The following is a 13,460-nucleotide window of genomic DNA, read 5'->3' as shown; positions in this document are numbered from 1 at the left end:
AGGTCATTACTTCATGGGAGGTCATTTCCCAGAACATATTTTATAGCGCCAAAAAAAGAGAGCCTGTTCCTTCTGGATAATACCGAGGAAACGGGCTCTTTGGCATTTCATCATAATGACAGCAACAGACTTTTCAGGTCACGGAGAAGCATCCTCCTCCGATAAACTCCCTTAAAAGAGAATTATCCGGAACGTTTTCACTTCCGATCCCTACAAAATAGTCCATGAATTTCAAAAGCCTTTTTGCCTCCAGATATTCCGGACTCTGTCTGTCGATGCCAAACAGATTGGCTTCCACATAAGGCTTCAGGATAGCGATTTCGTAGATCAAAGCAGAATTAAACATGACGTCCGCCTGTTCCTGATAAGGAAAAATATAAGCTTCCTCTCCTCTTCTTACAGAATCCCACATGGCAATGGTCTTCTGCGCAGACGCTCCCCTGACTCTGGCATCCCGCACGATCCTGCGGATCAGCCTCCCGTCTGTGGTGGGGATCCGGTTATGCTCGTCAATATTCAGCTGAGTCAGCGCACTGATGTAGATCTTAAACTGCGCATCCTTTGGCATATGCTGCGTCATCTTCGGATTCAGGCAATGGATGCCTTCAATGATCAAGACATCGTTCTTCTGCAGTTTCTTTTTCTGCAGACCATATTCTTTTTTTCCTGTTTTGAAATTGAAGGTGGGAAGATCCACTTCCCTTCCTTCCAAAAGCTCCTGCATCTGTCGGCTAAACAGCTCCAGATCCAAAGCTTCCAGGCATTCGTAATCATATTCGCCGTTCTCGTCTTTAGGGGTATCCTCCCGCTCCACAAAATAATTATCCGCCGCAATGGGATGCGGTTTCATGCCATTTGCCCGAAGCTGGATTGAAAGACGGTGCGAAAAAGTAGTCTTTCCGGAAGAAGAAGGCCCTGCGATCAGGATGATCTTCTTTTTTCCATCTTTTGAGATCCTTTCTGCCAGTTCTGCGATCTTCTTTTCCTGCAGCGCCTCCTGCACCAGGATCATTTCCCGGGTGTGTCCTCCCGTCACGGCATCATTTAAGTCCGCCGCCGTCTCAATTCCCTGCATATCTCCCCATCTGGTGGATTCCTGCATCACCTGAAACAGCTTTCTGGGCGGCTGAAACTGGGCCACCCTGTCGGGACTGGATTTTACCGGAAACAACAGGACAAACCCTTCTTCATAGGCCTGCAGGCGAAACTGCGTTAAAATCCCCGTTTCCGGAACCATATATCCATAATAGTAGTCTTCAAATTCATTGATGCGGTACAGATTGACCCGGGAAACTCTTCTGTAGCGAAACAGTCTTTCCTTGTCAAACATTCTGTATCTGCGGAATCTGGAAATGGCCTCATCCGTATGCACGGAGGTTTTTTCTATCGGCAGATTCATCTTTACCAGTTCTCGCATCCGTGCTTCTACCTTTTCCAGAAAATCTTTCTCACAGGTTTCCTGATTGGTAAGGGTACAGTAATATCCTCCACTGATGGAATAGTGGATCCTGACTTTATGTCTGTAGGTATGTTGATCCAGATCGTGAATGGCTTTTACCATAAGAAGGCAAAGACTTCTTTGATAAGCATTATAGCCCAGGCTGTCAGCTATGGTCTCAAAACAGATCTCACAATCCTTTGTCAGCCTCTTATGCAGCTCCTGCAGTTTCCCATCTACAAACGCCAGCACGACAGGAAATCTGTATGCTTCCTGAAACTGCTCCGCCACCTCTTTTAGCGTAGTTCCTTCCGGAAACACTTTTGTTGTCCCTTTTATCTTTACCTGATAAACGCCGTTTTCCATCCCATCCTCCTTTCTTCCTTCATCGTCTCCTGCCTTTTCCTTCTCCTTTGCTTTTCTGCAGATGAGAAGGAAGCCTGCGGCCCGGTATTTCCTAGGAAACAAAGAAGGGAGAGTGCCTCTCTTCTGCTGTCACGGTAATGTCGGGAAACATCCTTCTCAATTCTTCCGTAAGGTCCTGCAAAAAGATTTGCTCGATCCCATAATGGCCTGCATCCATCACTGCCATTCCCTGCTCCATGGCGTCCAGTCCGTCATGGTGGCCGATATCACCGGTGATCAGTACGTCCGCGCCTTTTTTCAAGGCACTTTCCAGTGTGCTCCGCCCTGATCCGGGACAGATTGCCACCTTGCGTATCTTTTTTTCCGGCCGCCCAAAGGTGCGGATCCCTTCCGCCTGAAACGCTTTCTTTACCACCGCCGCCAGGTCCTTCAGAAGCATCTCCTCCGGAAGTTCTCCCACCTGTCCGATCCCCATCTGCTTCCCTGCCTCCTCGCAGGTAGGAAGAAGGACTTCCCGCCCGACCAGTCCCAGCCGGTCAGAAGCTTTCCCCGCCATGGTGATCACATCATAATTCGTATGCAGCGCGTAGCAGGGAATCCCGTTTTCTATCAGATACAACAAGTTTCTGCCCAGAGCCGTCTGGTCTGTGATCTGCCTGAGAGAACCATAGATTATGGGATGATGGGTAAGCAGCATATCTGCTCCTGCTTCCTTTGCTCTTTGGATCGTTTCCTCTACCGCGTCTACCGCCACATAAATATGTGTGACCTCTTTTGTTGCCCTTCCCGTCAAAAGACCAATATTATCTCCTTCCATCCCATACGCCCTGCCGTATGCTTTCTCGATCTCTTCTATGATCTTGCTGCAAAGCATCTTTTGTTCCTCCTTATGCCCTTCCTTCCCTGTCACTTTCGCAGTATCTTCAGACGTCCACTCCGTAACAGGACAGCGCCTGCACCACAAGCTCGATTTCTTCCTCCAGACAGGCCAGCCTTTTCTTTGCACGAGCACTTTCTTTTTCTTTTAAAAGTCCCCTGCGGATCTCTGTTTTTATCCGGTACTCTCTCTCCAGGAACCGCTTCAGCACAGGATGCCGACCGGCAAGCAGTCTTCTTCCATACTGCAGCTCCAGCGGTGACAGACTGCTTTCTTTTCCATGCTCCACCTTCAGGATGGGATAAAATTTCCCGTCTTCTTCCACCATATCTTCTTTTGTCACCTGCATCTGCCGCTCTTCCAGATATTTTCTGACTTCTGCCATCTGCGACTGTGGCTGAAGGATACAGGTTTTCAGCTCTTTGACCCGGTCTCTTCCCTGCTCCAGGATCCGGATCATAAGAGGACCTCCCATTCCCGCTGCCACCATAGTATCTGCCTCGCCCGGCTTCAGCTGCTCCAGCCCGTCTGACAGTCGAAGTTCTATCCGGTCTTCATATCCATACTGCCTGACATGTTCTCTTGCACGTTCCAAGGGACCCTTTCCCACATCCATGGCAACGACCCGCCTTGCCAGCCGATGCTCTGTCAAATAAATGGGAATGTAGGCATGATCTGTCCCTATATCCGCCACTGCCGCCTGCGGCGGGATCATATCCGCCACTGCCTGCAGTCTTTTTGATAATTCCATAAATCCTCTCTTTAATCCAGATAGTCTCTCAGCTTCCTGCTGCGGCTTGGATGGCGAAGCTTGCGAAGAGCCTTTGCCTCGATCTGCCGGATCCGCTCTCTGGTTACGTCAAACTCTTTTCCTACTTCCTCCAGCGTTCTGGCCCTCCCGTCATTCATTCCGAATCTCAGGCGCAGAACCTTCTGCTCTCTCTCTGTCAGGGTATCCAGTACCTCGTCCAGCTGCTCCTTCAGAAGCGTCTGCGCTGCCGCCTCTGCCGGCACTGGAACGTTGTCATCCTGGATAAAATCTCCCAGATGGCTGTCTTCTTCTTCTCCGATCGGAGTCTCCAAAGACACCGGCTCCTGAGAAATTTTCAGGATCTCCCTGACCTTTTCTACCGGTACATCCATATGCTCCGCAATCTCTTCCGGAGACGGTTCTCTTCCCAGTTCCTGCAGCAGCTGCCTGGATACCCGGATCAGCTTGTTGATTGTCTCCACCATATGCACCGGGATCCGGATGGTTCTTGCCTGGTCTGCGATAGCCCTTGTGATCGCCTGTCTGATCCACCAGGTGGCATAGGTACTGAACTTAAAGCCCTTATGATAGTCAAACTTTTCTACCGCCTTGATCAGTCCCAGGTTTCCCTCCTGGATCAGATCCAGAAACAGCATTCCTCTTCCCACATATCTCTTGGCAATGCTGACTACCAGACGAAGGTTGGCTTCCGCCAGTCTTTTCTTTGCTTCCTCGTCTCCGTCCGCCATCCTTTTGGCAAGCTCTACTTCTTCTTCCGCCGTCAAAAGAGGCACCTTCCCGATCTCTTTTAAGTACATGCGCACCGGGTCTTCAATGCTGATCCCGTCCGGTACAGACAGATCGATCTTCTCAACGTCTACCTCTTCTTCCTCGCTGATCTCCAGCTCCACAGCGTCAATATCATCATCGCTACTGATCCGCAGCACATCGATGTTGTTGACCTCCAGGTATTCAAACACCTTTTCCATCTGGTCAGATTCCAGCTCCATATCCGCAAAAAAATCATTGATCTCCTGGATCTCCAGAATGCTTTTTTTCTTTTTTCCCAGTGCTACCAGATCTTTCAGCTTCTCTAAAAATTTTACTGCCTGCTCGTCCATTTTATCTACCTCCGTCTATCTTCTCTCATCCATCTCTATTTCTGCCACAAAGTATTATGATTGTATCAAAAAACTCCCTGGAATGCCAGCTTAAGATTCCAGCCGTATCGTGATCTTTTCCATCTTCTGCAGCTGCCTTCTGGCCTCCACCAGCCGCTGGAGTCCCGCCATATCTGTGGGATCCAGGGCTTTTGTCGCCTCATCCAGACTGTTCTGCTTGATTCGCAGCACCATCTCTCCCAATGCTTTTTCCTGCTCCTGCACCGTATGCAGCTGGTTCAGTTTGGTGTGGAACAAGGCGGCCACCTGCCGGTGCTCCTCCTCTTCCGTAAAATGATTGATCAGCCTTGCCGGATTCAGCTGCCCTTCCTCATACTGCCGGTAGATCATTTCTGCCACCGTTTTGTAAAGCTCTCCGGAAAAATCTTCCGGCTTCAGATATTCCTTCACCTGTCTGTATATGGAAACATTCTCCGTCATCCAGGTAAGTAGGGCTTTTTGCGATTGCAGAAGACCGTTTTCTTTTTCTGTCACACTTTTTCTGGCCGACTTAGCCCGAAGCACCGGTCTGGCCAAGCCCATCTGGATCGCCTGTTTTTCCATCAGGCTTCTGAGATGCTCCGCTTTTACCCCATATTTTTTAGCCACTGCATCCACATAATAATTTCTCTCGATCTCCTCCTCAAACTCTGTCAGTCTCTTTGCCGTTTCCCGCATAAACTGGGTCTTTCCTTCCGGAGAATCCATGTCATAGTCCCCTTCTGATGCGGTAATGGAAAAGAGAAATCCGTTTTCCGCATCCCGGATCCTTTCTTCAAAGGCCTTTGCCCCCTTATTTTTTATGAATTCATCCGGATCCTTATAGGGATTTAAACGTACCACTTTTACGGAAAGCCCCGCCTCCTTCAGGATGGGCATGGCACGCAGCGTTGCCCGAACTCCTGCCGGGTCACTGTCATAAATCAGGTAGACTTCTTTTACATATCTGCGGATCAAAGAGGCGTGCCCCACCGTCAGCGCCGTTCCCAGGGAGGCTACTGCATTGGTAAATCCCGCCTGATGCAAAGCGATCACATCCATATACCCCTCACACAGGAGAAAATACGATTCTCTGGTGCTTTTTGCCCGGTTCAACCCGTAAAGATTCCTGCTCTTGTCAAAAATGAGCGTTTCCGGAGAATTCAGGTATTTGGGAGTTCCGTCCCCCATGACTCTGCCACCGAATCCGATCACCCGATGGTTGGCGTTCATAATGGGAAACATGACCCGGTTCCAAAATCTATCATTGGCTCCCCTCTTTTCATCTACTGTGATCAGCCCCGCCTTGGCGATCATCTCGTCCGCATAGCCTTTGCCCTTCAGATATTGATACAGGTGGCTGCTGTATTTCCCTGCATATCCAAGCCCAAACACATTCATGGTATCATCCGAAAGCCCCCGGTTTTTCAGGTAAGACAGAGCTGTTTCCCCCTCCCGATTCCGAAGCTTGAAGTAATAGTAACCGGCTGCTGCCTTCTGTATTTCCATAAGTGTTTCTTTTTCGTTGGCTCTTTCTCTGTCTTTTTCGGAATACTCCTGCTTCGGCAGATCTACCCCTGCCCGTTTCGCCAGTTCCTCCAGCGCCTCCAGGAAGGAATAATTTTCATATTCCATCAGGAAGGAAAATACATTCCCTCCTGCCCCGCAGCCAAAGCAATAGTACATCTGCTTGTAGCCGCTGACAGAAAAGGAAGGTGTCTTTTCGTTGTGAAATGGGCACAATCCAAAATAGTCTCTTCCTTTTTTTGTCAGTTTCACATAGCCGGATACCACATCTACGATGTCATTTTTAGACCGCACTTCCTCTACGATATCGTCTGAATAATACAAAGCTGTCCTCCTGTCTATAGAGCTCCCTCAGATCTTCCAGACCTTTGGGACGAAATAAGTTTCAAACTGTTTGATGGCGTAGCTGTCTGTCATCCCTGTGATATAGTCGCAGACTGCCTGTTCTTTCGGCACTCCCTTCTCCATCATCTGCAGATACAGGGACGGAAGAAGCGTCTCCTGTTTTAAATAGTATTCATACAGACTGGTCACCAGATGGATCGCTTTCGCCTCTTCCCCCTTTGCCTGGGGATTCAGATACACCTGTTCAAACATAAACCGGCGGAGACGTCTGGTAGCTTCCATCACCTCCGGCGACATGGAGATCCTGTCTTTTCCCATACTGCTGGTGATCACATTATGGACCATGGTGTCAAGTCTCGCCCTTATACTTTTCCCCAGGATCTCCGTGCATTCCCTGGGCAGATCTTCCTCTGTCAGGATCCCGCCCCGGATAGCGTCATCAATATCATGGTTCAGATAGGCGATCTTATCCGACAGCTGTACTACCTGGCCCTCCAGGGTACCGGGCGAACCGCTGGTTTTGTGATGTAAGATCCCGTCCCGTACCTCCCACGCCAGATTCAGTCCCTTGCCTTCCTTTTCCAGACATTCCACTACTCGCACGCTCTGCCGATTATGCTGAAATCCCAGGGAGCATACTTCATCTAGCGCCCTTTCTCCCGCGTGCCCAAAGGGAGGATGCCCCAGATCATGCCCCAGCGCAATGGCCTCTGTAAGATCTTCATTGAGACGCAGCGCCTTGGCTATGGTTCTTGCGTTTTGGGAAACCTCCAGGGTATGGGTCAGCCTCGTCCTGTAGTGGTCTCCCTCCGGCATGAGGAATACCTGTGTCTTTTGTTTCATTCTGCGAAAAGACTTACAGTGCAGGATCCTGTCCCTGTCTCTTTGGAAGATCGGCCGGATATCACACTCCTCTTCCTCTCTTTCTCTGCCTCTGGATCTGGCGCTTTTAGCGGCATATGGGCTCAAATACTCTTCTTCCCAAAGCTCCATCTGCTCACGTATGGTCATCTGTTTCATCTCCTTCTGGTCGTGATGGATTTCCCTAGATTTTTAGTTGACTTTTCATTTTCAATGTAGTATTATGTTTTTCGGACAGCAATTGTCTATGCGGAAGTGTCGGAACTGGCAGACGAGCAAGACTAAGGATCTTGTAAGCAATGCGCTTGTGTGGGTTCAAGTCCCATCTTCCGCATTTTTTATTTGTCTATTTTGATCCAAAAGCCCTTGATTTTCAAGGGCTTTTTTTGTTTCATAGGAAATTTCGTCCTATGGGACAAAAATGCTCCGCAAAGATTCTTCCGCAGCAGGGCATGCCGTTTCCTTTATCACGGCTGCCTTTCAGGATCTACTTCGTCCATTCCTCGTCCTTCTGCTGCAATGTCTGCAGATGCAGCGTATCCGGGTACCCTTTTTTCAGAATCTCAGATCGGATATAGGCAAACGTCTTCTTTTCTCCCTCTCTGGCCAGCATGGTAAGAAGGCAGCGAAGCAGCGCCTCCGTTTCCAGGTGGATCATCCGACCTCCCCCTGCCACATTGGGAAATCGCTCAATCGCCTGCTGATAATACTGGAGCGGACAGTCGTCCGTGTAGCTCTCTCCCTTATAGGTCTTGGAAGCGGCAATCCTGTCCAAAAACATCTCGACCACATACCTGGGCGGCATTTTTAAGCCCACGATCCCCTCTTTCGGATTCATACTGTAATCCATCCAATATTCATAATGATGCTTGTTCCGTCCCTTATGATGCAGCCATGCTCTGGAATATCCCTTATCTTTTCGCTCCGCATTATTGGGGCTTTGTGTTCCCTGATAATATCGGCAGCCCACCAGAAACTCTGTGGGCGAATATTTGGACAGATCATGGGTCAGTCCCTGCCAGTAAAGTCCCACTTGAAAACAATGCTTCATCACAATGATTTTATGACGGCTGATCGTCCTGAAATGTTGCCAAGCTTTCATATCCTTTTTGCTTCTCTTTCCTTTCCCCTTCTGCCAAAAGTACAATGCTTCTTTCTTTTATCCGGATCATCCTCTGATCCTCCAGCGCCTCAAAAGCTTCCAAGATCCCTTCCCTTGTTCCTGCAAGCTTGTACCACCGCTTTTTCCTCTGCAGGATCGGAAGCGCAAAATCATGTTCCTCCCAGTGCATATTGTAGGCAATGAATACCGATCTGTCATTTACCGTCTGTCCGGAATACAGGATCCCCAGCTGCCTGCTGGAAATCTCCGAGGGAACGCGCCAGGCATGCTCTCCGTGATAGGAGATATCCGGGATCCCTACCCCTTTTCTGTCATTCCCCGTCAGCTCCTCCGGCTGCCCGAAAATCTGATAATCCTTTCGGATCCGGATCAGACCCTTTACAAATTCAAACAACTGTTTTTCTTTTTTCAGCTCCCGCCAGTCCAGCCAGGTAATCGCATTATCCTGGCAATAGGGGTTGTTGTTTCCTTTCTGACTATTGGAAAATTCATCTCCGCTTAGGATGCAGGGAGTTCCCTGACCTGTCAGCAGAAGGAAAAATGCATTCTTGATCTGATTTTTCCGGAGATTCTGTATGGTTCTTTTTCGGGTTTCCCCTTCCTCCCCACAGTTCCAGCTGTAATTATAGTCGGTTCCATCCCGGTTATTCTCCAGGTTTCCCTCATTATGCTTCCTGTCGTAGGACACCAGGTCATGCAGGGTAAATCCTGTATGGGACGTAATCTCATGGTACTGCTCTTCCTTCGCCGTGTAACGGCGAAGCCAGTACATGACTCCCTCCACCATTCCCTCGTCTCCTTTTAAAAACCGTCTCATGACTTTGGAAAACTCCGGCTGCCTGGTCATGATCTTGGTTCCTGCCAGCACCGGGTCTTTTCGGATGGCCGATACGGGAGCATTCCATTCATCCAGCACAAACCCGTCTATATGATACTCCATCCGGTAAAAACGGACACACTCCTCCATCAGCTGGGGAGAGGTCCCCTGTGCAAAAGGCAGCTCCAAAACTACCTCTATCCCCTCCTGATGCATCGTCTTTACCAGATCTTTCAGTTCTTTTTCCCCGTCGCCCGAAGCCGCGTAAGCCGATTTTGGCGCAAAATAGAAGCCTTCTCCATATCCCCAGTAGTTCAGGGGATCTTTTTTCTCCTGAAAATCGTAAACAGGAAGGAGATGTAACTGGTTGACTCCCAGCTCTTTCAGATAGGAAAGCTTTTCCCTAACCCCCTGAAAGGTTCCCTTTCCGGTTACCCTGGAGGAGGGATGCATGGTGAAGCCCCGAACATGGAGGCTGTATCCGATGGCCTTCTGGTAAGGAAGAAAGACCGGCTCATCTCCTTCCCAGTCATATTCTGACGAAAGGAAACCGCAGCGCACCTCATGAGGGTCTTTTTCCTTGGGATCGTTCCAGATCTCCCTTCCTATCAGCCTTCTGGCACGGGGATCCTGGCTTATCACGCCGTCTATCAGGAAATTATATTCCCAATCCGCCGGATCCATCCCGGAAACACCTGTAAAATGGACTTTTCCTATTCTCCCCTTCATGGGAATCTCTTTAAAGGGCAACGGCTCTCCCTTTTTGTAGAGCAGCACCTGACATCTTGCTTTTTCCTCTGCTTCCACAGCAAAGTTGACCCGTTTCCCCTCCACCGAAGCCCCCAGAGGAAGAGGCCTTCCTTTTGTTTCCTTCATACTACCTCCCGGCTATTGCCATCCGTCTGCGCCGTACATTTCTACATTGTCTCGATTGATCAGGAACACATCCTCATAAACTTCTTTTTCATAGGTTTCGCCTTCTATAATCTTAATGGCTGTCTGCGCCGCTTTCTGTCCCATATTGATGGGAGACTGGGCGGCCGTTCCGGCTACCTGGCTGTCCGGCTTCTTCAATTCTTTTTTGATGTCCGGAGATCCGTCCACCCCATAAATGAGAATATCCGTCCGCCCGGTCAGGTTCGCTGCCGTCTTGGCTGCTACGGCCATTTGATCATTGCCGCACATAATGGCTTTGATGTCTTCGTGGTCTTTTAGAATCTGCTGGACAACCTCAAGCGCCCTCTCCAGCTTTCCTCCGGTATCTTCACGCGCCACCACCTCAAAGCCTTTTTCTGCTTTGGCGATCGCTTCCTCAAATCCTGTCATCCGCTCATTGACCGAATTTTGGGATGGCGACTCCAAAATAGCGATCTTTCCGCCTTCCGGACACTTTTCTATCAGATCTTCCCCGCAGATATAACCCGCTTTCTTATTATCCGATCCTATATAGGCGTCCACATAGGCGCTCTCCTTTACCTGGGTGTCTATGTTGATGATCTTAATATTTGCCTGCTTCAAAGCCTCCAAGGAGGGAGTGATCTCCTCCCAGTTGACCGGGGCCAGAAATATCACTTCCACTCCTTCTTCGATCATCTCTTCAATCTGTTGTGCCTGAAGTTTTGCGTCCGAGGCCGGATTTTTGGTGATCATACGACACCCCGCCTCTTCCACCACCTGTCTGGTGGAAGCCTCCAGCGTGACATAATAAGGGTTCTCCATATCTACTGCCGTAAATCCAAGCAGATGTCCCTCTTCCTTCACAGCTTCCTCTTCTTCGTCCGCTTTTTTTTCTTCCTTCGTTTCCTCGTTCGTTTTAACCGCATTATCTTCCGGTGTTCCCACGTTTCTCTTGCAGCCTGCCAGCCCGCAGACCACCAGCATACAAAGCAGGAGCAGACCGATTCGTCTTTTATGATTCACTGTCACTATGACCTCCCTGTTTTCTGCTTTCCATATTCCTCTGTATTTTACACCATTTTGCTTCATTTGACTACTATTCTCCTTGCTTTTCCCCTGTCACTTTGTTAAAGTAAGGGCATAGACAGAGAAAAGGAGATAGGAACATGGATGATTTTACAACGGTTGAACTGACCCTGGATGACGACGAAGTAGTTCAGTGTGGGATTTTGACGATCCTGGAAGCCAATGATAAGGAGTACATCGCTCTTTTGCCCTTGACGGAAGACGGCGAACCTAACGAGGAAGGAGACGTCTTCTTGTATCGGTACATTGAAGAAGAGGGCAAGGAGCCGGATCTGGAAAACATCGAAGATGATGAGGAATACGAGATCGTTGCCGATTTATTCGATGAATGGCTGGATACTCAGGAGTTTGAGGAAGGAGAAGAGGAATAGTCCTCTGCCTGCATGACTTCACCCACAAAGCGGGAAGGAACTTGTTCTTTCCCGTTTTTTTCTTTGATATAACTGATATACAGTCGGTCTTTTGCCCGAGTCATCGCCACATAGAACAGTCTTCTTTCTTCCTCCAGCTCCTCCGCCGTTCTGGCCTTTCTGGAGGGGATGCTTCCCTCGTTTCCCCGGATCACAAATACCGCTTCAAATTCCAGCCCCTTGGAGCCGTGTATGGTAAGGAGCCGGATCGCATCCGCTTTGCTTTCCTCTCCGCCCTCTCTGCGCCTTCTTTTTTTTCGTTCCGCTTCCCTTTGACATTCTTCTGTCAGATCAAACCATTCCTCCAGCGTCTTACAGCCTTTGGCTCTCTGCTGGATCTCATCCAGGATCTCCTCCAATTCTTCCAAAGACAGCTGCATTTTCTGAGCGTATTCTTTCAAAAATCCGTGATATCCTACCTTTTTTCGAATATATTCCATGGCAGCAAAGGGCGTCCAAAGCCTGATGGTCTCCATCTCTTCCTCCCACTGGCTGATTCGCTCCTGCATCCACCGCTTGTCGCAGTAAAATCTTCGCAGACTTTCATAAGACACTTCCTCTTCCCGCAAAGCATCCCGACAAAGATACCGGTTCGGCCTGTTGGCCACCCGTAGAAAATCCTTTCTTTTCCCTTTTCCTGCCGCCAGTTTCAAATAGCTGCAAAGATCCCTTCCCACAAAGTGATGATACAGATTCCTCTCCTGTTCTTTCCTGTCAAAAGGAATCCCCTGTCTGGTCAAAAGCTCCGCTATCAGGCCCCCTTCTCTTGCCGTGCGGAACAGTACAGCGATCTCTCCTGCCCTGATCCCTTCTTCCCGCAGGCAAAGAATCTTGCGAAGTACGTATCTTCCTTCCTCCATGGCATCTCTGGTCTCCTGAATATGTACCGTTTTGCTTTTTTCCCGCCCGGATCGTATGTTCTTTGCGAAACGTTCCCGGTTATGGCGAATGACCCTGGAAGCCCCTGACACGATGTGTGCGGTGGAACGATAGTTTACTTCCAGGCAGATCCTCCCGGCTGTCGGGAAGTCTTTCAGAAAGCTTTGCATGATATGAGGCTTCGCTCCCCTGAATCCATAAATAGACTGATCATCGTCCCCTACTACAAACAGATTGTTCCGGGGCGCAGCCAAAAGCTTTAGCACCTCATACTGTACAGGGTTACTATCCTGAAATTCATCCACCAGGATGTAAGAAAATCTTTTCTGCCACTTTCTCAGAATATCCGGATGATCCCGAAGCAGATTCCGACATAAAATCAGCATATCGTCAAAGTCAATCTTGCTTTCCCTGCGTTTTAACTGCTGATAACTGCGGCAGATCTTTAGAAACCTCTGCCGGTCTGTAGCCTTCGGCACATAAGAAGCCGTCCATCCGCAGTTTGCGACTCTGCTGATCTCATCTCCCAGCTCCTTCAGCAGGTCTTTCTTTTCTTCTGTATCTTCCCGGAGAAAATCGCCCGTCAGACTTTCTCTGTATGCCTTTTCCAAAAGTTCATAGCGGCGGCTCTCATCCAGAAGGCAGGACGCATCCCAGCCATAGGCCCATCGGAGGATTCCATAATAGATTCCGTGAAATGTCCCAAATGTAACAGGAAGAGGTTTCCCTCTTCTTGCTTCATAAAACCGTTGCCGCATTTCTTTTGCCGCATACTTTGTAAAGGTAATGACCAAAATTTCTTCCGGTCTTACCCCTTTTTTCAGCAGTTGTTCAATTCGCTGTAAGATGGTAAATGTTTTTCCCGAACCGGGCCCTGCGATCACCATGCAGGGCCCGTCAAGATGGGCTGCCGCCCTAGACTGAGCTTCATCCAAACTCATATA

Annotated in this window: 11 protein-coding genes and 1 tRNA gene; 2 read left to right on the top strand and 10 right to left on the bottom strand. The window is 49.2% G+C overall.

All coding sequences use genetic code 11. The annotated features are described in order from the left end of the window. Window positions 1-133 precede the first annotated feature (133 nt). The 6 genes from SOW26_RS09185 to SOW26_RS09160 form a co-directional block, all read right to left on the bottom strand. A complete protein-coding gene (locus SOW26_RS09185) occupies window positions 134-1,804 on the bottom strand; it encodes a nucleoside kinase (RefSeq protein ID WP_320652280.1) in 1,671 nt (556 codons plus the stop codon). A 91-nt stretch (window positions 1,805-1,895) separates the two neighbouring features. Continuing rightward, entirely contained in the window at window positions 1,896-2,678 is a 783-nt protein-coding gene (locus SOW26_RS09180) for a Nif3-like dinuclear metal center hexameric protein (RefSeq protein WP_320652279.1), read from the bottom strand. 49 nt (window positions 2,679-2,727) lie between these two features. Further along, window positions 2,728-3,432: a tRNA (adenine(22)-N(1))-methyltransferase gene (locus SOW26_RS09175; RefSeq protein WP_320652278.1), complete on the bottom strand. Its 705-nt coding sequence runs from the start codon at window positions 3,430-3,432 to the stop codon at window positions 2,728-2,730. Window positions 3,433-3,443: 11 nt separating this feature from the next. Further along, window positions 3,444-4,553 carry an RNA polymerase sigma factor RpoD gene (gene rpoD, locus SOW26_RS09170; protein ID WP_154478642.1) on the bottom strand — a complete coding sequence of 370 codons (1,110 nt, stop codon included), beginning with the start codon at window positions 4,551-4,553 and terminating at the stop codon, window positions 3,444-3,446. Window positions 4,554-4,643: 90 nt separating this feature from the next. Then, window positions 4,644-6,422 (bottom strand): DNA primase, encoded by a 1,779-nt coding sequence (gene dnaG / locus SOW26_RS09165; protein WP_276959464.1) that lies wholly within the window; start codon window positions 6,420-6,422, stop codon window positions 4,644-4,646. Window positions 6,423-6,449: 27 nt separating this feature from the next. Then, a complete protein-coding gene (locus tag SOW26_RS09160) occupies window positions 6,450-7,454 on the bottom strand; it encodes a deoxyguanosinetriphosphate triphosphohydrolase (protein WP_154478638.1) in 1,005 nt (334 codons plus the stop codon). Window positions 7,455-7,553: 99 nt separating this feature from the next. Here SOW26_RS09160 and SOW26_RS09155 point away from each other — a divergent pair. Beyond that, window positions 7,554-7,638, top strand: a tRNA-Leu gene (locus tag SOW26_RS09155). A 153-nt stretch (window positions 7,639-7,791) separates the two neighbouring features. Here SOW26_RS09155 and SOW26_RS09150 read toward each other — a convergent pair. Genes SOW26_RS09150 through SOW26_RS09140 form a run of 3 tightly spaced genes read right to left on the bottom strand, consistent with a single transcriptional unit; the run spans window position 7,792 to window position 11,125 of the window. Beyond that, window positions 7,792-8,406 carry a DUF5662 family protein gene (locus SOW26_RS09150; RefSeq protein WP_320652277.1) on the bottom strand — a complete coding sequence of 205 codons (615 nt, stop codon included), beginning with the start codon at window positions 8,404-8,406 and terminating at the stop codon, window positions 7,792-7,794. Beyond that, window positions 8,366-10,120, bottom strand: a complete 1,755-nt coding sequence (locus tag SOW26_RS09145; protein ID WP_320652276.1) for an alpha-amylase family glycosyl hydrolase — start codon at window positions 10,118-10,120, stop codon at window positions 8,366-8,368. Before SOW26_RS09145 ends, SOW26_RS09150 begins: the two co-directional genes overlap by 41 nt. Window positions 10,121-10,132: 12 nt before the next feature. Next, entirely contained in the window at window positions 10,133-11,125 is a 993-nt protein-coding gene (locus SOW26_RS09140; RefSeq protein ID WP_276959497.1) for a sugar ABC transporter substrate-binding protein, read from the bottom strand. Window positions 11,126-11,307: 182 nt separating this feature from the next. On the opposite strand from SOW26_RS09140, the gene SOW26_RS09135 reads away from it, so the two are divergent. Then, complete coding sequence (locus SOW26_RS09135; protein WP_154478630.1) at window positions 11,308-11,598, top strand: DUF1292 domain-containing protein; 291 nt, start codon at window positions 11,308-11,310, stop codon at window positions 11,596-11,598. Here SOW26_RS09135 and SOW26_RS09130 read toward each other — a convergent pair. Next, window positions 11,568-13,457: an ATP-dependent helicase gene (locus SOW26_RS09130; protein ID WP_320652275.1), complete on the bottom strand. Its 1,890-nt coding sequence runs from the start codon at window positions 13,455-13,457 to the stop codon at window positions 11,568-11,570. The genes SOW26_RS09135 and SOW26_RS09130 overlap by 31 nt on opposite strands. Window positions 13,458-13,460: the final 3 nt, after the last annotated feature.

The organism is Suipraeoptans intestinalis (genome assembly GCF_034091795.1).
GTDB classification, from domain to species: Bacteria; Bacillota; Clostridia; order Lachnospirales; family Lachnospiraceae; genus Suipraeoptans; species Suipraeoptans intestinalis.
Note: the sequence above shows the minus strand (reverse complement) of the source record. Positions and strands in the feature narration are given on the sequence as shown.